This window comes from Rugosimonospora acidiphila, assembly GCF_039543385.1.
In the GTDB taxonomy this organism is placed as follows: domain Bacteria; phylum Actinomycetota; class Actinomycetes; order Mycobacteriales; family Micromonosporaceae; genus Rugosimonospora; species Rugosimonospora acidiphila.
The window spans coordinates 258,902-278,418 of record NZ_BAABJQ010000008.1; the positions used below are offsets into that span (position 1 = coordinate 258,902).

A 19,517-nucleotide genomic window follows, 5' to 3' on the forward strand; every position below is an offset into this window, starting at 1 on the left:
TGGTACCTGCGGTACGACCTCTCATACCGGGGTAGCCCAGCTGCCCGCCGCATGGCCTCGGCGCGCCGAGGAGGCGAGCCGAGGCCCGGTTGCTTGACCGGTCAGTGGTTCGCCTGGAACCAGGGCTGGGTCCAGCCGAGGTACGGCTTGCCCCAGCGGCTTTCGATCGTTGCGATCGTGGTGACGGTCAGCGTGCCGTTGCCGCCGATGTCGCTGGAGACGAACTGGCCACCGCCGATAGAGATCATCACGTGACCCGCGCCACCGCTGAAGAACGCCAGACCGCCGGCCGGGACGTTGCGGTCACCCGCGTGCTTGTACGCTGACGGCACCGCGAGCCAGTGGTTGTAGGCCGTGGTCGAGCCGGACGCGCCCCACCCGTACGCGAGGCCGACCACGTGGTCGCACCGGTCGTAATAGTCGGCGTTGTAGGTGGTGGCCTCGTGCGACTTGGCCCAGGACACCGCCTGGGCGCAGGTGTTCGGGTCGCCAAGGCCGGAGGTCGAGCAGGTGCTGCCGCCTGAGCTGAGGAACTGGTGCGAGGCGTTCTCGTTCATCAGAGTGGCGTTGAGGTTGCCCTTGGCCCCGGCGGTGATGTCCTGATAGGAGCCGGCGTAGCTGGTGTTGTAGTAGACGCGTACGGTCTGGCTGCTGCGGTTCCACACCGACGCGGCATTGTTCTTGATGCAGGTGCCCTGGCCGTTTCCCGGGCCCTTGAAGTCGTAGCAGGTCGGTTCGGTCGTGCCGTAGTCGCTGACCGAACTCGTGAAGTCCGACACCGAGCCCTGCTCGCTGCTGTTGTAGTAGTAGCAGAATTCGCCGCTGTCGCAGACGCCGTCACGCGAGGCCGCACTGGCGGGCTGGGCAAAGAGCAGGATCGGCGCGGCGAGTGCCAACAGGGCCGCCGCACCGGTGAGGACGCGGGGGAGCATCTTCATTCCGGGTGCTCCTTCTTGTGTCATCGATGGTTCCCGGGGTCCTTCAAACTTGTGGGGCGGGAGCTGACGTCGTGATCGGGTGATAACCAAGCGGGCTTGCCGCAGCTCCGCTGACGTGGTTCGGGTCGGGAACACCCCGACCCAGCAATCCGCCGCCGCCCAACGACGCCCTCGCCGAGCCACCCGCGCCCGGCACCCCTGGAACGCCGCAGCCACAACGCTCCAGAGCAACGTGTATACATGTGGATCAATTTGATTGATGTATGTGGATGGCTTGGGCGAGCATACCTTCCCGAGGGGCCCGCGTGAAGGAATCGAGCAGACCCAAGCCCCAATGCGCACCCGCTGGTCGAACCAGCCACATATTTCTATTGATCGGCATACTGTCGGGAAACCTTCATGAGGGACGAGAGCCCGTGAACCCTGATAGAAACCGGGTGCGTCGCGGACTTCAGCTCACCGGTGCCGCACTCACCGGTACCGTGGCCGCGATGCTCGCCTTCGCCGGGCCGCCGCCGCCACCGGTACCGTGCACACCGCCGGTGCGTCGCTGACCGTGCGCTCTGGGCCGCACACCACCTCCGCCGCGGTCGGTTCGGTCGCCAACGGCGCGACGGTCAACTTCAGCTGCCAGACCACCGGCGACACGGTCACCGGCACGTACGGGAAGAGCAACATCTGGGACAAGATCTCGACCGGGTACGTCAGCGACACGTACGTCTACACCGGCTCCGACGGCACCGTGGCGCCAGCCTGCGGCGCGGGCCAGGCGTGCTCGGCGGCGGGCCTGGCCGACCCGAACGGCTGCGCGGCGGCCGTGTCCTGGGCCAAGTCCCACGAGACGACCGCGTACCACGCCGACTACTACAACCGCTGCGACCACGTGATGGCTCTGGCGTACGGGTTCCCGGCCAGCGGCTCCACCACGGCGCTGGTGCACTGGCAGGCGGTACCGGCGAAGTACAAGCACGCGGGCGACCGCACCGTACCCGCCGGCGGGCTCGCCTTCTTCGGTGGCGGCGCCGGCCACGTGATGATCTCCATCGGTGGCGGGAAGTTCGTATCCAGCGACATCCACGGCGACGGCACGCTGACCGAGACGACCATCGCCCAGATCGAAGACTCCTGGGGCAAGCCGTACCTCGGCTGGACCCAGCCCTGGTTCCAGTACAACCATTAGAACCGTTGACCGGGCGGCGATCCGGCCGCAGGCAGCGCATCACGCAGCGCCTGCGCGGTTGGTCGACGCCCGGTCGGCCTGGGTCGGCTCGGCCGATCCAGCCGGGTGGTAATCCAGGTCCGGGTCCGCCGCCTGGTGTACCTCGACCCGAGGCCGCCGTCACACCTTCGGTGAGTGAATTCCTGGCGGGTCCCCCGCGTGCTCGGGGTTGACGACTTCGCGCTCGGCCGACGCGAGCGTCGCACGGCGAGGTCGCGGACGGCGGCGTCTACGTCGGAACGATCGCCGTCAACGCCATGGTGATCGGCAGCGCCGGACACCGCGCCCTCACCTCCGGTGGACTCGCCTTCGACCTGCCCACCACGGCGGCGCTGCCCACCGTCCACCCCGACGAACTCGCCGGCCGTTACTGGACCATGTTCACCACCCGTGACCGGATCGAGCAACTGCATCCCGTCATCGACTACAGGGCCGCCCGAGCTGGGGCATTAACCGACGCGCCGACCGCAGCAGTTGTCGCAGACGCTCGACGCCGTGGCAACCGCGTCGGCTATCGGTTGGTCGGGGACAACGACGCCCTCGCGGGAGATGCGCCAGGCTCACGTCGTCAATGGCGCCGTCCGCTCCCTCACCGCCGACACCCTCATCAACGAACTGGACCGCATCGCCGCGCGACGCGGTATTCGCGAGTCAACCCATTCGCACCGATCCACTGATGTGTAGAAGTGTCTGGACACTTGCGCGAAACAAACAGTGGAGTGATGATGTTACCGCACACACCCCCAGTGTCACACAAGATCGCACAGACTTCGCCAATTGCCCCCACGTGGCGGTACCGGAGGCCGTCGACTCTCCTTGGCTGCGTCTCGCCCCAGCGTCTGCGATTCATCCGCCCCGTCGATGCCTCCCGTGACACCCGGGGGAGTCGTACCCGCTACGACAGCCGTACGTCGCCAAGCACCACTTCAGGGAAAAAAAGGGGAGTGCTTACGTTGGCAGATCATCGGTTAGCCAAGCAGCACCTGGCGCTCTGGTTGAGCTTCTGTCTGGTGCTCGTCGGCCTCGCGTCCATCGCGACGGCAGCACCGGCCCGCGCCGCGACCGCGGCCGTGTACGCACAGCCGTCGCACGCCGACGAGCCGCTGAACGAGCGGTTCAGGGGCGTGAACTGGGAGCGCAGCGGCGACAACTTCACGCCCGGGGTCCTGCTCCAGGACGGCCTCACCGCGACGGACAGCTACGACACGGTGTACCTGAAGGCCACCCAGATCCTCACCAGCCTGAAGAGCAACCTGAACATCAACACCGTCCGGTTGGGACTCAACGAGGCGACGGTCGCGGGCGCGTGGTGGACCAACTACGGCGCCGTCGTACAGGCCGCGACGGACCTGGACATGAACGTCGTCCTGAGCTTCTGGTCGCCGTCCAACGGCAGCGCCGGCAGCGCGGTTCCCTGCACGGACGGTACGTTCAACGGCTGCTACCCCGTGTCTGACTACGCCCCATGGTGGGCGATGTGGCAGAAGGTGATCGACACCTATGCCGCCGACGGCAACGTGTACCTCATGCCGTTCAATGAGGCGGCAGGCTACAGCGACACGGCGACCGGCTACGAGGGGCCGTCCGCGACCCAACTCGCGGACCTCGACGCCGCCTGGTTGACGCGGTACTCGGACTTCCCGCGCGGGCGGGTGATCCTCGGCGGCACCGGTGACGACTACTACCTGACGCTCGGCAAGGATCACCGCCTCGACGGCACGCTGCTCTCCTACCATCCGTACTGCTCGTTCGGGCTGAACTTCCCGACCGAGGCAGCCTGGACACAGTGGATCAAGGGCCAGATCGCGGGCATGGAGTCCCGCACGGTGATCACCGAGTTCGGGCTCGGCGAGGGCGGCACGAACTTCGACGGCCAGCGCGACGGCAACAACTGCGTGTCCTATGTGTACGCGGTGACCGACTACGCGCGCGCCAACCACCTCGGCCTCATCTACTGGGACTACGGGAGCACGGATTCCTGGTCGGTCGCGACCCGCACCGGCAGCGGCACCACGGACGACCCGTACGCCACGCACATCCGCAACCAGTCCTTCGTCGACCGGCTCGAATGGGGATACGGGCTCGACCGGCCGTTGCTCCCGACCGTCACCTCGGTGGCGAACACGAGCTTCTATACCGGCTCATCCGCGAACAGTTTCACCGTGCGGACGACCGGCGATCCGGCCGCGAGCCTGACCGCGACCGGCGCCGGTGACGGTGGGACGTTGCCAGCCGGGGTCGGCCTCGTGGACAACGGCGACGGTACGGCCACGTTGTCGGGCGATCCGGCGTCGCTCGTCGCCGGCACCTACCCGATCACGCTCAAGGCGCAGAACAGCCAGGGCTCCTCGACCCAGACCCTCACGCTGACCGTGGTCGCCGGGGCGCCGCCCGCACCAACCACCGGCGTGATCGCGGGCAGGATCACCGACGCCGCCGGCCACCCGCTGGCCGCCGTCTGCGCACACGTGTTCCTGGCGTCGTCGCTGCCGACCTACCGGGGCAACAACTACGCGCCGGCCACCTACCAGGCCTGCAGCGCGAGTGACGGCACCTACTCGATCCCGCTCGTGAACCCGGGCAGCGCCAGATACAACGTCCAGTTCATCGATCAGAACGCCACGTACCTACCGTCGTGGTACGGCGACACGAGTGGACCGGGCACGGGTGCCCTCATCGGCTACAACCACCCGGGGACGCCGATCACGGTGACGGCCAACACCACGACCACTGTGGACGCCACCATGCAGCCGATTCCCTCGGGCATCACGGTTTCATCGACCGGGAAGGCGGCACCACCCAACACGTGGTCGGTCTCCGGCACAATCACGGTCACCAACCACAACAACGTCCCGCTGAGCGGCGTGACCGTCACCGACTCGGTGAACGATCCGAACGCGAAGTGCGTTGTCACGGGCGGTACCGGAGCCACAATCGCGGCGTCGCCGCTGTACCCCGGCGCGCTGGTGACGGCGGACTTCCCGTACACCTGCACATACTCCGCGCCGCCGGCGACGGTGAGCGAGGTCGACACGGCGAGGGCCACCTGGGACTTCAACACGAACGTCCCCAATGACTCCTACCAATACACCCAGCAGTTCGATACCGCGCCGGCGTGGAGCGCGTCGGCGGTGTACGACAATGGCGATCTGGTCAGCAGCCAGGGGGCGATCTACCAGGCCTCGTGGTGGACGCAGAACCAGCAGCCGGGCGACCCGAACGGTCCGTGGCAGGAAATGGCCGTAACCAGTGGCGGCGTACCGCTGTGGACGCCATCGCGGATCTTCAACACCGGTGACGTGGCGGTCTACCAGGGCGACACGTTCCGGGCGCGCTGGTACACCCGCAACCAGCAGCCAGGAGACCCCAATGGCCCGTGGGAGCAAGTGGCCCCCCAGCCGCCAGAGGGTGGCCCGGCCGCTTGGACCGCGACGACGGTATACACCGCCGGTGACCAGATCTCCTACTCCGGTCACGTATACGAGGCCCAGTGGTGGACCCGCAACCAGGCTCCGGGCGACCCCAACGGCCCATGGAAGCTGATCAGCTAGCCCGAAGTCGCTGATTGACGTAGCAGGCGAATCCCCTGGTAGCCGGGGGGTTCGCCTGCTTGGCGCGTGGGTTGTTCCGCGGCCGGCCCGAAGCTCCAGACATACCGATGATCGGCCCCAACCGAAGCAGGAGGGCCTCTTCCGCTGCGGGTCAGCCCTTCCGGTGGCGAACGCGGTAAATCCTCACATTCGGGCATGACTGTCCGGACGATTGAGGAGCCTATCGTTCCTTACCGGGAGGTTTCACGTGAAATCACCTCGTTGGCTCTTCGCCATACTCTTCGGCACGGTCCTGGCGCTGGTCCCCAGCACCGTATCGATGGCGAGCCCGTCCACCGTCACCGCCCAAGCGGCGGCCGATGCCGGCGACTCCGTCAGTGGGGCCCCGCGGACATCGACTCCGCCACCGCCCCAGAGTCTCTGCGATCCCGGCGCGCCGCCGAACGCGCCGCAGACCACCGCGTTCTACAACAACAATGCGCTGTTCGGCCCGCTCAACCTGCCCACTGCCTCGCCGGTCGGCCCGCTGCTGGCCGGCTACCAGCGCTTCGGCGCGCAGTCCGAGAGCGAATGGCTGAAGAACTACACCGTACCCGCGACCAGCACTACCCCGGTCCGGCTGTTCTTCCCTCCACAGAACGGCTATGTGCTCGGCCCCGACGGCAAGGCGGCAAAGACCCGACAGACCCTGCTCCCCGGCTACCGCCTCGACCGCTTCGGCTTCACCGGAGGCACGTTCCTGTCCCCGATCGGCACGGCCTTCAACGCTCGCTCGCTGCCGCCGCAGAACCTGAGCACGCCGCCGTTCCCGCCGGACACCGCCCCGGCGCCGCTGGCGAACTACCACACCTACTGCATCCTGAAGCCGTTCAGCGTGGATTCGGGCTCGATCGCACCGTGGTTCGCCCAGCCCGGCGGGGGCACCCAGTTCGAGCTCAACCAGGCGTACTTCCCGCAGGCGACGACCACGGTGACCGTGCAGTGGCTGATCGACCACAAGTTCATCACCGAGGAGTACCTGGACGGCACCTGCGTGGATCAGGATGGTTGGGCGGCGCCCTCGGGCGCGTGCAGCTGAGCGGACAGGAGGTCGGGAGTGGACCGGCACCAGGTATACCGGGCGCTGCTGGCGGCCGGGCTGTCTCCGGACGCCTTCGAACTGGAGGACGTGCACGAGCACGTGCCGGTCCCTCCCGACTTTTGGTTCCTCCGCCGCTCGCCGGGTGGCGGCTGGGAGATCGGTCCCTACGAACGCGGCACGTACGACGCCCGCGAGCGGTTCGACACCGAGGAGGAGGCGTGCGCCCGCCTCTACGTCTCCCTCACCGGCCGCCCCGCCCCACCCTGTACCAGCCAGCCGGGGAAACGCGAATAGGGCGCCAGCCAAACACCAATGCTCCAGGCCAACCTCAGGCGGCCGTTCTGGAAGCGACTGCGCGGACAACGGCGTCGGCGATCGAGCGCGCGGTCAATCCGGCCTCGGCCAGCACTTCGGCGCGGGTGCCCTGCTCAGGGAAACCGTCCGTCACCCCGAGCACGCGGACGTCGGCGGTGACCCCGGCGTCGGCGAGCTCCTGGAGGAGGACGGTTCCGACCCCGCCGGTACGGAGTCCGTCCTCAACGGTGACGACCACCTGATGCCGAGCGGCCAGCCGCAGGAGCTCTGGCGACAGGGGTTTGACCCACCGAGGGTCCACCACCGTGGTCTCCACGCCCCGCTGGGCGCACAGGTCCGCCGCCTCGAGAGCCGTTCGCGCCAGGGCCCCCACGGCGACCACGAGGACTCCGCCGGGTGACTCCCGCAGCACGTCGACCCCGTCGGCGCGGCGCAGCGGCGGCACACCCGGGCCCACCGCGCCGCGCGGGAATCGGATCGCCGTCGGAGCATCGGCGACCTCCAGCGCTTCGCGCAGTTCCTCGTGCAGCGTGGGGAGGTCACGGGGTGCTGCCATGCGCAGGCCCGGGACGGACTGGAGCAGTGCCAGGTCCCACACGCCGTTGTGGCTCGGGCCGTCGTCCCCGGTGACGCCCGCTCGGTCGATCACCAGCGTCACCCCGAGTCGGTGCAGCGCGAGGTCCATCAGCACCTGATCGACAGCGCGGTTGAGGAAGGTCCCGTACAGCGCCACCACCGGGTGCAGGCCGGCCATCGCCAGCCCGGCGGCCGAACCCACCGCGTGCTGCTCGGCGATCCCGACGTCGAAGAAGCGCGCGGGGTACTCCGTCGCGAAGCCGGTGAGACCGACGGATCCGGGCATCGCGGCCGTGATCGCGACCACGTCCGGGCGCTCGGCGGCGACCGTGACCAGTTCCTGTCCGAAGGCGGCGGACCAGGTGAGCCCGCTCGGGCGCAGTTGGCTGCCGGTGAGGGGGTCGATGGCTCCGATTCCGTGGAAGTGGTCCGTCTCGTCCTCCTCGGCGGGCCGGTATCCGAGCCCCTTGCGGGTGATGCAGTGGACGATCACCGGTGCGTGACAGGCCTTCGCGAGCTCGAGCGCCTCCTCGAGAGCGGCGATGTCGTGGCCGTCCACCGGGCCGAGGTATTTCAGGCCCAGGTCCTCGAACAGTGCCTGGGGAGCGAGTGCGTCCTTGATTCCTTGTTTGGCGGCGTGCAGCGCGCGGTAGACGGTGTGTCCCGCGGGCCCGGCGCCGTCGAGCGCCCGCTTGCCCCACTTCAGCATCTGTTCGTAACCGGCGTGCGTGCGGAGCGCGGCCAGGTGCCGAGCCAGTCCGCCCACGGTGGGGGCGTACGACCGTCCGTTGTCGTTCACGATGATCACCACTGGCCGATCGGGCGCCGCCGCGATGGAGTTGAGGGCCTCCCAGGCCGCCCCGCCGGTCAGTGCGCCGTCGCCCACCACGGCCACGATGTGGCGTCCCGAATCCCCCGAGAGACCGCGGGCCTTGGCCATGCCGTCCGCGTAGGACAGCGCCATGGAGGCGTGGGAGTGCTCGATGTGGTCGTGGGCGGACTCGGAGCGGCTGGGGTAGCCGGACAGGCCGCCCCGTTGGCGCAGTCCAGAGAATTCGGCGGCTCTGCCGGTGACGAGCTTGTGGACGTACGCCTGATGGCCGACGTCCCACAACAGGATGTCGCGAGGGGAGTCGAAGGTGCGATGCAGTGCGAGGGTCAGCTCGACCACGCCCAGGTTCGGGCCGAGGTGGCCACCGGTCTTCGCCACGTGCCGGACGAGAAAGTGCCGGATCTCCTCGGCGAGAGCGGTGAGCTGCGCGGGGCTCAGTTGCCGCAGGTCCGCGGGCTCGTTGATGCGTTCCAGCAGAGGCATGTCAGTCCTTGTCCTTCGGAGTCGGGTTCGGTCTGGTCGGCGGGCTCGGGGCTGCCGATACGGCGAGTTCGAGCGCCGTCGCATCGGTCAGGTTGACGGGCACGCCCGAGGCGTTCTTGCGGCGCAGTACCTCGGAGCCGCACCACAGGCCGAAGCCGACGATCGACAGGATGACTCCCAATGCGGTGACGCCGGCCCAACCGTTGCCGCCATAGAAGAGTCCGGACAGGGCCGATCCGATCGCGCCGCCGACAAAGACGCTTCCGATGAAGACGGTGTTGATCCGGGACCGGGCATCCGGCCTGAGCTGGTAGACCTCCTGCTGGCTCAGCACCAGGTTGCCCTGGACCGCGAGATCGAGGAGGATCCCGGCGCCGGCCAGCACGATGAGGTGGTGTGAGCCGAGCCCGGCGATCGCCATCGCGACCGCGGCCAGTGCGAAGACCACACCTGTGGCGGGCCGGCCCAGACCGCGGTCGCCGAGGCGCCCGGCGACGGGTGCGGCTCCGGCGCCGGCGGCCCCGACCAGAGCGAAAATCGCGATCTGAGCCTGGGTGAGGTGATGCTGCTTGATCAGCTCATAGGCGATCGATGTCCAGAAGGCCGAGAACGTCGCGAACATCAGGGCCTGCAGAGCGGCGCGTCGACGCAACGCCGGTTCTTTCCGTATCAGGTGGCCGATCGATGCCATGAGGGTGCGGTAGCCGTCCGTGTGATCCGGCCTGCGTCGAGGCACTGTCGTGGCCAGAACCACGGACATGATCAGCATCAGCGCCGCCGAGACGACATAGACCGAGCGCCAGCCCCACAGGTCCGCGAGGAGGCTGGAGGCGGTACGGGCCAGCATGATCCCCAGCAGCAGCCCGCTCATGACCTGGCCCACGAACCGTCCGCGCTGCGCGTCGGGAGCCAGGTGTGCCGCGACCGGGATCACGATCTGCGCGACGACAGACGTGAAGCCGAGCAGTACGGAGAAGATCAGAAAGGTGGTCAGGTTGGGAGCGATCGCGGCCAGCCCGGCCGCGATCGCCGTCACAACCAGGACCCGCGAGGCGAGGGCGCGGTTCTCGATCAGGTCACCCAGCGGCATCAGAACGATGATCCCCGCCGCGTATCCCAGCTGGGTCGCCGTGACCACGATCGCTGCCGAGCTCTCGGTGGTGTGATACGCGTGCGCGATCAGATCGAGCAGCGGCTGCGAGTAGAAGATGTTGGCCACGGACAGGCCGGAAGCGGTGGCGAGGATGAAGGTGAGCAGCCGCAGCCGACGCGCGCTGATGCTCGGGTCTGTCGGTGCGGGAGGACTCTCAGAGTTCATGCCGGTGGTTCCTGCCGATCGATGGTGACCAGAGTGCCGTGTCAGCGAGCTCGTTGACGGAGCTCGCCCCGGGTACCCGCTGAGAATAGTCATTCTCACTGCCGACCTGTAGTCTAGAGAATGGTCATTCTCACCGCTAGTGGAGGTCCCGTGTCACTGACGACCGCGGCCCAGGAGGCCCTGCGCGGCCAACTGCTCGACGCCGCCGAGCGGGTGTTCTACGCGCGCGGTATCCAAGCGGTGAACATGAGCGAGGTCCGGGCCGCCGCGGATCTGCCGATGAGGCGCGTGTACCAGCTGTTCCCGAGCAAGGACGACATGGTCGTCGCGTTCCTGCGGCGTCGCCACGACTGCATGATGAGCGCCATCGAGGACTATGTCGCTGACCTGCCCGCACCCCAGGAGCGGGTGCTGGCGATCTTCGACTACCTCGACGAGTGGTTCCATGAGCCTGATTTCCGCGGGTGCCCGTGGATGAACGCCTACGGGGAGCTCGGTCCCACCAACGCCCCCGTGGCGGCCGAGGTGCATCACCACCAGCAGGCGTTCCGCGCACTCATCACGGGCATCGTCACCGCGGCCGGTTACACCGCCGGGGTCGCGAACGCGGTGTACCTGCTGGTCGAGGGGGCCGTGGCAACGGCAGCGGTCCAGCACAGCGCCGACCCGGCCGGCGAGGCCCGGCACGGGGCGGAGTTGCTGCTGACCAACGACCGGTCCCGTGCCCCCCGGCCGGGTACGCGGTCGGGGCGTCCGGCTGGCAAACCGGACGCCCCGACGACGCGCGTCAGATCAGCGAGGTGACCGCCCGGCCGAAGTGCCGGGCGAAGAACCGGACGGCGCTGTCGGCCTCGAATCTCGGCAGTTCCTTGTGCTTGCCCGCATTGACGTGCAACGACTTCTCTGTCGAGGCGAAGGCGTCGAACAGGGCGAGACCGGCCTCACGGGGGATGTGCTCGTCGTCCCACTGGAGATCGAACTCTATCGGGATGGTGATCTGCTTCGCGTCCTCTGCCAGGACGTCGGGCCAGTGCTGGCCGAAGACCGCGGCCGTGATCCTGGGTTCGCTCGCCACGAACGGTATCCCGATCGCGGTGCCCATGTTGATGCCGAAGTAGCCGACCGGCCCGTCGGTGCCGATCTCCGGAAGTTCCTGGAGGGCGTCCAGGGTCGCCCGCCATTCGGGCACGGCCAGCTGTGCCAGGTGGGCGTTGTAGCGGACGACGATCGGGCCTTCCGGCTCGCCCGCCGCCCTCGCCCGGTACAACTCGGCGATCTCCCGCTCGTCGTGTGCCGTGCGCGGCCGGTCGCCGTGGCCGGGTACGTCGATGACGGCGACGTGGAAGCCGCGGCCGGTTACGAGGAGGCGGGCGCGGCCCGCCATGGCGGGATGCTTCTTGTGATTGCCGCCGCCGTGCCCCATCAACACCAGGGGTGCCCGCTCGATGCCGGAGGCTGGGGACCAGAGGACGCCGGGGACCTCGCCCACGGTGAAGTCGCGTTCGATCATGCCGTTCGACGACGACTCGGCGGTGAACTGCAGAGAATGCATAGCGTATTGCCCTTCGGGAGTGCTTGTTGTTGAAGCGCTCCCGGCGACGTCTACGTCAGTCGCACGGCCGTGGCGGGAAGGGGGAGCACCCACGTCGTACAGCATTCATGGGTCTCACCTCCTCGGCCGGTGTCACGGTGATCCGTACCCTACCAGCCCGTTGCAATAGGCCGGTAGTCCTGGTGGGGTTAGCCTCAGTTGAAGAGTCGGGTCTGCACGATCGTGGCCGCACGCCAATTTGCGTAGCGTCGATCTTGTAATCCTCGCCCCAGCCGGGGAACCAGGAAGGCGGCAGACCACGGTGTCCTCAGCAACGAGCCAGATCCAGGCCGGGCCGGTCGGGCCCGCGGCGGCGGTGGCCCTGCGCGCGGTACAGAAGGTGTACGGACGTCGCGGCTCGCAGGTACGTGCCCTCGACGGCATCGACATCGACTTTCGTACCGGCACCTTCACCGCGGTGATGGGTCCGTCCGGATCGGGGAAGAGCACGCTGCTGCAGTGTGCCGCGGGTCTCGATCGGCCGAGCGCCGGCACGGTCACCCTGGCGGGCACCGATCTCGCGAATCTCTCCGAGACCGGGCTGACCAAGCTCCGCCGTACCCGGATTGGATTTATCTTTCAGGCCTTCAATCTGGTCTCGGCGCTGAACGTGCGCGACAACATCCTGCTGCCGTCACGGCTGGCACGTTCCCGGCCGGACCGCACGTGGGTCGCGGAGGTGGTGAGGCGGGTCGGCCTTGATGGCCGGCTGCGGCGCCGCCCCGCTCAACTGTCCGGAGGGGAACAGCAGCGGGTGGCCATCGCTCGGGCGCTCTCGGTGCGTCCGGAGGTCATTTTCTGCGACGAGCCGACCGGTGCCCTCGACACGAACACCGCGGCGCAGGTGTTGACGCTGCTGCGGCAGGCCGTCGACGACGACGGACAGACCGTCGTGATGGTCACCCATGACCCGGTGGCGGCCTCCTACGCCGACCGCGTCGTGTTCCTGGCCGATGGTCGGATCGTCGACGACCTGTCGGCGCCCGGGATCGATGCCATCGCGGATCGGCTGGTGCGCCTCGCCGGCCGCCGGGCCCAGAGCGGTGTGTCGCAGTGGTGAGGCTGGCGTGGCGAATGATGTGGCAGCGGCCGGCCAGCATGATCGCTACCTTCGTGGCGCTCTGGTTCGCCGTGGCGATCGTGACGACGTGCGGGGCGATGCTCGAGTCAGGCGTGCGCTATCACGGTTCCGTCCAGCGTTACGCCGCGGCGCCGGTGCTGGTGGCGACCACCAGCATCCAGGCCTCGACGGGCTCCGGCGATGACCGCGACGTGGAGGGCGTTCCGCTGGTCGAGCACGGGCAACTGGCCGCGTCGTTGGTGCCGAAGATCTCCGCGGCCCCGGGCGTCCGCGCCGTCGTCGCCGACACCGCGATTCCGGCCCAGATCAGTACCCGCGGCACGGCCAGCGCCGTCGAGATCCATCCGTGGTCGGCCGCGCGACTCACGCCGTTCACGCTGACCGCCGGTTCGGGGCCCGCCACGGCTGGCGAGGTCGTCCTCGACCAACACCTCGCCGCCGGCATCGGAGTTCGGCCGGGACAACAGGTGCGGATCGCGTTGCCATCGGGTGTACGGACGTTCACCGTGTACGGGATCGCCGCACCGACGAAGGCCGGACGTGGCACGCCCACCGTGTTCGTCGACGACGCCACGGCCGCGACCCTGTCCGGGCATCCCGGGACGGTTGGAGTTATCGGGGTTTTCGCCGATCCGGGCGTTACCGCGGATCACTTGGCCACCGTGGTACGAGCCGCCCTGCCGGCACCGCCGAAGAATCTCGCCGGCGCTTATCCGCAGGTGTTCGCCGGTCATGACCGTGGCAGCGTCGAGTCGCCGGCCGTCGACAATGGACGCGTACTCGCCATCACCCTCCCGAGTGTCTTCGGCGGTATGGCACTGCTCATCGCCATTTTCGTCATCGCCGGCACGGTTGGGCTGTCGGTCGCCCAGCGGCACCGAGACATCGCCCTGCTGCGGGCGATCGCGGCCACGCCACGCCAGGTCCGGCGGTTGGTCGTGCGGGAGGCCGCGGTGCTCGCTGTGTTCGCGGCCGCCACCGGCGTCTGGCCCGGACTCCTCAGCGCGAAATGGCTGCGGGATCAGTTCGTGTCCCGTGGCATGGTCCCCGACAGCTTTCAAGCCCACCTGTCCTGGCTTCCGCCGGTGGTCGCGGGCGCGACGGCCGTGCTGCTCGCGGTCGCCGCGGCCTGGATCGCGGGCCTGCGGTCCAGCCGGATCCGGCCGAGTGAGGCACTCGCGGAGACCGCCATCGAACGACGAGGCCTCGGTCTGGTGCGTACGCTGCTGGGCCTGATCGCGCTGGCCGGCGGCATCGTGGTCTGCGTTGTCTCGGTGTCGGCCAACGGCGACAGCGCCGCCAGCATCTCGGTCGCAACGGTGTTCACGCTCGTCGTGGCGGTCGCCCTGCTCAGCCCGGTGCTGATCCGGGTCGTCGCGGCCACGTTCGGGCAGGTTCTCCGGGTATTCGGAGAAACCGGCCGGCTGGCGAACGCGAACCTGGCCACCTCCGCCCGCAAGCTGGCGACCGTCCTGAGTTCGGTGGTCCTCGCCGTCGCGCTCGGCGGGTCGCTGTGGTTCCTGCAGGGGTCCGAGACGCACGTGGCATCGCAGCAGAGTCGCGCCGGCGTTCTCGCCGACTACATCGTGGCGCCAGCGGCATCGGGTGCCTCGTCTGCGGTGGTGGCGGGAATCCGGGGCACCGACGGCGTCACGGCAGCGACCGGCATCGTACACAGCACGATGTTCACCGGCTCGGACCTCGGCGAACTCTCCGCCGAGGGGGTGGACACCGAGGGTCTGTCACGGACGCTCGATCTGGGTGTGATCGACGGCTCGATGCGTGATCTGCGCGGCGACACGGTGGCCGTCGACGACCTGACCGCGGATGGGCTGGGGTTGCGGGTGGGTGATGCGTTCACCGGATGGTACGGCGACGGCGCACCGGCCCGCCTGCGCGTCGTGGCGATCTACACCCGCGGTCTCGGCTTCGCGCAGCTGACGCTTCCGCACGATGTCCTGATCGGGCACACGAGCGCGCAGAGCGACGACGCGATTTTCGTCGCCGGCCGGCCCGGCACCGATGCCGCCCTGCGTACCGCGCTCACCGAGCTCGCTCCGGGATCATCGGTGCTCACCAGCGACGCCTACCAGGCCAGCCTCGGCGCGGAGCTGGTACAGAACGCCTGGACGAATCAGGTCGTCGTCGTCGTCCTGTTGGTCTACGTCGTCATCGCCGCGGTCAACGTGCTGTTCACGGCGGCACTGGCTCGGCGCCGTGAATTCGCGGTGCTGCGCCTGGCCGGTACTACGCCCCGGCAGGTCGCCCGGATGGTCCGGCTGGAACAGGCGCTACTGCTCGGCCTGTCTCTCGTGCTCGGCGGAGCGATCGCCGCCGCCACGCTGATACCGATGGTCAAGGGCATCACCGGCACGGCGACGCCGTACATTCCACTCAGCGGTTGGGTCACCGTGATCGGCAGCGTCATCGTGCTCGGTGGTGCGGCCACGATCGTGCCGGTACGCCGAGTGCTCCGGGCCCGACCGGTCGAAGCGATCGACATCCGGGAATGACCGCCGTGGCAGTCGCGGAGACCTCACCCGGGCTCGACGACGTTGACCAGGTGCGACGGATGCTCGAAGAGCCAGGCGGCGTACACCTGCGCTGGTGGGTGAGCGGGGACGGCGCGTTCGACCCCGTGCAACCTGTCGATGAATCCGGCGCGCCTCACGGCGAACCAGGCGACCGGCGGAGGTCTGGCGGCATCAGATCGAGGAGTGTGCTCGGGAGCGTCGTCTGTGCGCGACCGGCTGTTGAACGCCATGACGGCCTTGCGATCTGAAGATGTGAAGTGAATACTTCGAAGTATGTCCTTCACATCTGACTCGCGCTGGTCCGATGTCGCGGTGGCAACCGGCGCCCGGGCCCTCTCCGCCGGCGGTGACTTCCTCGCCGCCACCGCTCTGCTGCTGGCGCTCCAGCAGCGAGGAGCCGGCAGCTATGCGGTCGCCGCCCTGCTGCTCGCCGCCGCCGTACCGCCCGTCGTGCTCGTCCGCTGGACCGGCAGGCTTGCCGATCGGCTGGACAGCCGCATGCTCCTGGTCATCACCGGATCGGCCCAGGCGGTGGCCTGCGTGGCCATGGTGTTCGTGTCGAACGTGTTCGCGCTGATCGCCCTGGCCACCCTGCTGGGCTGCGGGTACGCCCAAACCCAGCCGGTCCTCGCCGCGCTGCTGCCGGCCATGGTGCGCCGGGACGACCTGCCTCGGGCCAGCGCGCTCGGCCAGACCGCGACCTCGGTCGGCATGCTCCTCGCGCCCGCGCTGGGCGGCGTGCTGGTGGGCCAGTTCGGGCTGCGGGTACCGCTGCTGTTTGACGCGGTCAGCTACCTGGCGATCGTCGCGGCGGGCCTCTTCATCCGTACCCGCCGGCAACACGGCGTCGCGGTGAACCCGGTGAAGGACGCGACCACCGACGCCGGAGCAGCGGCCACCAGCGATACGGCGGTCGCGGGCGGGCGGATGCGGGTCCCCGCCTGGCGGCTGCGCGACGACCACCTGGTCCGGACGATGCTCGTCCTGCTCGGCGCGGTGCTCGCCGCGGTGAGCGCGGTCAACGTGGCCGACGTCTTCTTCGTCCGTGGCGTGCTGCACTCCAGCACCACGATGTACGGCATCCTCACCGCCGTGTGGACCGGCTCATCCATCCTCGGTGCCTGGGTGCTGACCAGGCGTCACCTCTCGGACTCGGGTCTGGGCCGGATGATGGTCGGTGCGCTCCTGCTGACCTGCGCCGCCATCCTCGGCGTGTCCGCCGCCAGGTCCATCGCACCGCTGGTACCGCTGTTCGTGCTCGGCGGCGCGGCAAACGGAGCGGTGAACGTGGCGGCCACCGTGATGCTCAGCCGCCGTACCCCCGCGGAGCTGCGGGGCCGGGTGTTCGCGGTCTACGCGGCGGTGGGCAACGGCGCGCAGGCGGTCGGCATCCTGGCCGGCGGCATCCTGCTGGACGTGCTGCCGGTACGCCTGACCATCGCGGCGACCTGTGGGTTCGGGCTGATTGTCACGGGGGTGTTCGCGGTACCGATGCTTCGCCAGGCGACCCGCGAGCGTGCCGTGCCCGCACGGGCGGCGGCCGACCTGGCGGCGTAGAGCTTCACCGCCCGCAGTGCCGGGTTCGCCGCGGCGGGTGGAGGTGGTGGGGGAGGACCGGGCGGGTGGGTGACCGCGCCCGGCCCGATCCCGGTAGCCGGCCCGTTCAGGTGTTCGCAGTTCTGTGTTGGTCGTCGAGACTCGTGGGACGGTCGCGGTCGCGAGAGGAGTGGGAGTGAAGGACGTTGCTGCCGATGGCGGCGAGCAGGGCGGTGAGCGCGGTGATGGACAGGAGCCAGCCGCCGGTCACGCCGTCGATCAGGTGTAGCAGGATCGCGGGCGCGAGTAGGCCGGCGGCCAGCGCGACGACGAGTATCGCGATTATGACTGGCCGACGCCGGTGGCGGGCGAGGTAGACGCCGGTGAGAGCGCCGATGCCGGCGAGCGCCCAGCCCCATCCCGCGGCGACGGTTGGATGGGAGATCGCGTGGTATCCCCACGGGACGCACAGGGCCCACAGCAGCAGCGCGAGGGGAATCGTGGCTAGTAGCGGTGTGCGCGGCTGCGGTGCTGTCCAACGCCACCGCGCTGCGGCGGCCAGCGCCGCGAGGATCGCGATGGTCAGGGCGAGTGAGCCGTCGTTGAGACCGTAGAGCGACCAGCCCCAGCCGAGGCCGTAGATATGGTAAGCGATCAGGGCGGCGAAGACGGCCAGTCCGGTCCGATAGGCGCCGAGGGTCCAGGTTATCGCGACGGCGCACCACGCGAGGGAGGGAACCAGGAGCATCATTGTCGCGCCATGGTCGGGCCCCGCCCGTCGCGCAGTACCACGGTCAGGTGGTCGTTGGGGATGAGGTACCAGCCGAGGTTGACCGAGACGCCGGTGCAGGCCGCGACAACGAACGCGGTCAGCAGCAGTGAGCCGGCTGCGCCCAGGCGCAGGCGCAGGGCCAGTCCAAGGATGCCGGCGGTCTGCCGGATGGTCGGCCGGGTACGGCCGTGGTCGAGGTCGAGGAGCAGCCCGAGCAGTTCCTCACCACGGGCGACGCGATGGTCGGCGGGCAGCAGATTCAGTAGGCGACGGTAGCGGCGCTCCAGCGGGTTCATCCGGTCACTCCGTACCGCGGTGCCGCCTGCCGGTCACGTTTGGCCAGTCGGCGTTTTGCCGCGCGGGCCTGGTCGGTCATGCGTTGCGTCTCGGCGGCTACCGTGGTGGCCCCGGTGTCGGTGAGGCGGTAGTAGCGGCGCAGCCGGCCGTTGTCGACCTCGTCGCGGTCGGGCGCGATGAGGCCGCGTGCGGCAAGGCGTTCCAGGGCGGCGTACAGGGTGCTCGCGCGTAGTTGGACGCGGCCGTCAGACATCGCGGCGACCTCCGTGACCAGGCCGTATCCGTGGCGAGGTTGGTCAGCGAGCGCCGCGAGAATAAGGAACGACTGTTCACTTAGCGACTCCATAGCCAGAGTATATACCGTCACACGGTATATACTCTAATCATGAGGGCCTCGACGACGTTCACGTACACAGTGGACGGGGGAGACCCGCGGACTGTGCCGGTCGGCCGCGGCGGGCCCACTCTTCGCGCTATGAGCCAGCATCGGCGACAGCGGGGCGCGGCGAGCCGTGGACTGTCGCCGCCGCCCCGCGAGCAGCGCGATCGACAATGGCGTTGCACCCTGCTCACGCGCCACGCTATGGTCACCAGAGTGGCTGACCCATTGATGTTCCGAGCCCTGACCAGCGAGGCGCAGCTTCGGGAGCTGTACGCGAATCCCAAGCAGCGGGCGGTACGCAAGGAGCTTGACCACCTCGACGAGATGTCGCGCCGGCTCATCGCGGTCTCGCCCGTGGTGTTTGTCGCTACCAGTGACGCCGAGGGGCGCTGTGACGTGGGCCCTCGCGGTGGAACCCCCGGCTTCGTGACGGTCCTCGACGAGCGTCATGTGGCGATCCCCGATGCGACCGGCAACAATCGGCTGGACAGCTATCGCAATGTCCTCGCCAATGGACACGCCGGACTCAACTTTGTCATCCCGGGTCGGGACACCACGCTACGCGTGAACGGTGCTGCTTGGATCACCGCCGAGGAAGACCTGCTGGTTCGACTGACCCCGGTTGGTAAGCCGCCGAAGACCGCGCTGGTGGTGCGGGCCGACGAGGTATATGTCCACTGTCCCAAGGCATTCGTCAGGGCGAAGATGTGGCGACCTGAGGCGTGGCCCCGCAAGGAGGACCAGCCGACGGCAGCTGAGGTCGCACTCGCTCACCAACGCGACCCCGACCTGACACTCGCCGAGGTTGAACAGGACCAGCGCGACTCGCTTCTCTACCGACTTGACTGACCCTCAAGGCCCTCGCATGCGTCAACACCTCGATGTCGATCTGTGCGGTTCCGGGGCTTGGGTTCATCCCGCCATCCCGACAGCCGGGGTAGCGGCGTCCGAATGTGCGATCGACAACCTCCGAACGCGTTGGCCATACTCCACGGCATAGGCTGCTGTCGG

Annotated in this window: 16 protein-coding genes; 9 read left to right on the plus strand and 7 right to left on the minus strand. The window is 68.7% G+C overall.

From position 1 onward, the window contains the following. Positions 1-101: 101 nt before the first annotated feature. Positions 102-938 carry a peptidase inhibitor family I36 protein gene (locus ABEA87_RS16720; RefSeq protein WP_345630549.1) on the minus strand — a complete coding sequence of 279 codons (837 nt, stop codon included), beginning with the start codon at positions 936-938 and terminating at the stop codon, positions 102-104. A 529-nt stretch (positions 939-1,467) separates the two neighbouring features. Between ABEA87_RS16720 and ABEA87_RS16725 the strand changes: the two genes are divergently transcribed. From ABEA87_RS16725 to ABEA87_RS16740, 4 genes are all read left to right on the plus strand, one after another. Next, a complete protein-coding gene (locus ABEA87_RS16725; protein ID WP_345630550.1) occupies positions 1,468-2,118 on the plus strand; it encodes a hypothetical protein in 651 nt (216 codons plus the stop codon). Between the two features lie 992 nt (positions 2,119-3,110). Continuing rightward, positions 3,111-5,708, plus strand: a complete 2,598-nt coding sequence (locus tag ABEA87_RS16730) for a carbohydrate-binding protein (protein WP_345630552.1) — start codon at positions 3,111-3,113, stop codon at positions 5,706-5,708. Between the two features lie 247 nt (positions 5,709-5,955). Next, a complete protein-coding gene (locus ABEA87_RS16735) occupies positions 5,956-6,786 on the plus strand; it encodes a TNT domain-containing protein (RefSeq protein ID WP_345630554.1) in 831 nt (276 codons plus the stop codon). Positions 6,787-6,804: 18 nt separating this feature from the next. Then, positions 6,805-7,083 (plus strand): hypothetical protein, encoded by a 279-nt coding sequence (locus ABEA87_RS16740; RefSeq protein WP_345630555.1) that lies wholly within the window; start codon positions 6,805-6,807, stop codon positions 7,081-7,083. Between the two features lie 34 nt (positions 7,084-7,117). Here the strand turns inward: ABEA87_RS16740 and dxs are convergent, their stop codons facing one another. Then, entirely contained in the window at positions 7,118-8,995 is a 1,878-nt protein-coding gene (gene dxs, locus ABEA87_RS16745; protein WP_345630556.1) for a 1-deoxy-D-xylulose-5-phosphate synthase, read from the minus strand. A 1-nt stretch (position 8,996) separates the two neighbouring features. Then, positions 8,997-10,313: an MFS transporter gene (locus tag ABEA87_RS16750; protein WP_345630557.1), complete on the minus strand. Its 1,317-nt coding sequence runs from the start codon at positions 10,311-10,313 to the stop codon at positions 8,997-8,999. A 150-nt stretch (positions 10,314-10,463) separates the two neighbouring features. On the opposite strand from ABEA87_RS16750, the gene ABEA87_RS16755 reads away from it, so the two are divergent. Further along, complete coding sequence (locus tag ABEA87_RS16755; protein ID WP_345630559.1) at positions 10,464-11,117, plus strand: TetR/AcrR family transcriptional regulator; 654 nt, start codon at positions 10,464-10,466, stop codon at positions 11,115-11,117. On the opposite strand, the gene ABEA87_RS16760 is transcribed toward ABEA87_RS16755, so the two are convergent. After that, positions 11,101-11,970: an alpha/beta hydrolase family protein gene (locus ABEA87_RS16760; protein ID WP_345630560.1), complete on the minus strand. Its 870-nt coding sequence runs from the start codon at positions 11,968-11,970 to the stop codon at positions 11,101-11,103. The two genes, ABEA87_RS16755 and ABEA87_RS16760, sit on opposite strands and share 17 nt — an antisense overlap. Before the next feature lie 196 nt (positions 11,971-12,166). Here ABEA87_RS16760 and ABEA87_RS16765 point away from each other — a divergent pair, with 196 nt between their 5' ends. From ABEA87_RS16765 to ABEA87_RS16775, 3 genes are all read left to right on the plus strand, one after another. Then, the gene (locus ABEA87_RS16765) at positions 12,167-12,964 is read left to right on the plus strand and encodes an ABC transporter ATP-binding protein (RefSeq protein ID WP_345630561.1); all 798 of its coding nucleotides are present in this window, start codon (positions 12,167-12,169) and stop codon (positions 12,962-12,964) included. Continuing rightward, positions 12,958-15,498 carry an ABC transporter permease gene (locus ABEA87_RS16770; protein WP_345630562.1) on the plus strand — a complete coding sequence of 847 codons (2,541 nt, stop codon included), beginning with the start codon at positions 12,958-12,960 and terminating at the stop codon, positions 15,496-15,498. The genes ABEA87_RS16765 and ABEA87_RS16770 overlap by 7 nt, the downstream gene beginning before the upstream one ends. 294 nt (positions 15,499-15,792) lie before the next feature. Then, on the plus strand, positions 15,793-17,076 hold the full coding sequence (locus tag ABEA87_RS16775; protein ID WP_345630563.1) for an MFS transporter: 1,284 nt from the start codon (positions 15,793-15,795) through the stop codon (positions 17,074-17,076). 106 nt (positions 17,077-17,182) lie between these two features. On the opposite strand, the gene ABEA87_RS16780 is transcribed toward ABEA87_RS16775, so the two are convergent. The 3 genes from ABEA87_RS16780 to ABEA87_RS16790 are packed head-to-tail and all read right to left on the minus strand — an operon-like array spanning position 17,183 to position 18,470. After that, entirely contained in the window at positions 17,183-17,806 is a 624-nt protein-coding gene (locus ABEA87_RS16780; RefSeq protein ID WP_345630566.1) for a hypothetical protein, read from the minus strand. Then, positions 17,803-18,123 (minus strand): hypothetical protein, encoded by a 321-nt coding sequence (locus ABEA87_RS16785; protein ID WP_345630568.1) that lies wholly within the window; start codon positions 18,121-18,123, stop codon positions 17,803-17,805. Before ABEA87_RS16785 ends, ABEA87_RS16780 begins: the two co-directional genes overlap by 4 nt. Further along, positions 18,120-18,470 carry a PadR family transcriptional regulator gene (locus tag ABEA87_RS16790; protein WP_345630570.1) on the minus strand — a complete coding sequence of 117 codons (351 nt, stop codon included), beginning with the start codon at positions 18,468-18,470 and terminating at the stop codon, positions 18,120-18,122. Before ABEA87_RS16790 ends, ABEA87_RS16785 begins: the two co-directional genes overlap by 4 nt. A 249-nt stretch (positions 18,471-18,719) precedes the next feature. Here ABEA87_RS16790 and ABEA87_RS16795 point away from each other — a divergent pair, with 249 nt between their 5' ends. Continuing rightward, positions 18,720-19,355, plus strand: a complete 636-nt coding sequence (locus ABEA87_RS16795) for an MSMEG_1061 family FMN-dependent PPOX-type flavoprotein (protein WP_345630572.1) — start codon at positions 18,720-18,722, stop codon at positions 19,353-19,355. The last annotated feature ends 162 nt before the right edge of the window (positions 19,356-19,517 follow it).

Excerpts from the sequence above, each read along its gene's own strand:
- ABEA87_RS16785 (WP_345630568.1), bottom strand. The coding sequence starts at position 18,123 with ATGAACCCGCTGGAGCGCCGCTACCGTCGCCTACTGAATCTGCTGCCC.
- ABEA87_RS16790 (WP_345630570.1), bottom strand. The coding sequence starts at position 18,470 with ATGGAGTCGCTAAGTGAACAGTCGTTCCTTATTCTCGCGGCGCTCGCT.
- dxs (WP_345630556.1), bottom strand. The coding sequence starts at position 8,995 with ATGCCTCTGCTGGAACGCATCAACGAGCCCGCGGACCTGCGGCAACTG.
- ABEA87_RS16760 (WP_345630560.1), bottom strand. The coding sequence starts at position 11,970 with ATGCTGTACGACGTGGGTGCTCCCCCTTCCCGCCACGGCCGTGCGACT.
- ABEA87_RS16750 (WP_345630557.1), bottom strand. The coding sequence starts at position 10,313 with ATGAACTCTGAGAGTCCTCCCGCACCGACAGACCCGAGCATCAGCGCG.
- ABEA87_RS16775 (WP_345630563.1), top strand. The coding sequence starts at position 15,793 with ATGTCCTTCACATCTGACTCGCGCTGGTCCGATGTCGCGGTGGCAACC.
- ABEA87_RS16780 (WP_345630566.1), bottom strand. The coding sequence starts at position 17,806 with ATGATGCTCCTGGTTCCCTCCCTCGCGTGGTGCGCCGTCGCGATAACC.
- ABEA87_RS16720 (WP_345630549.1), bottom strand. The coding sequence starts at position 938 with ATGAAGATGCTCCCCCGCGTCCTCACCGGTGCGGCGGCCCTGTTGGCA.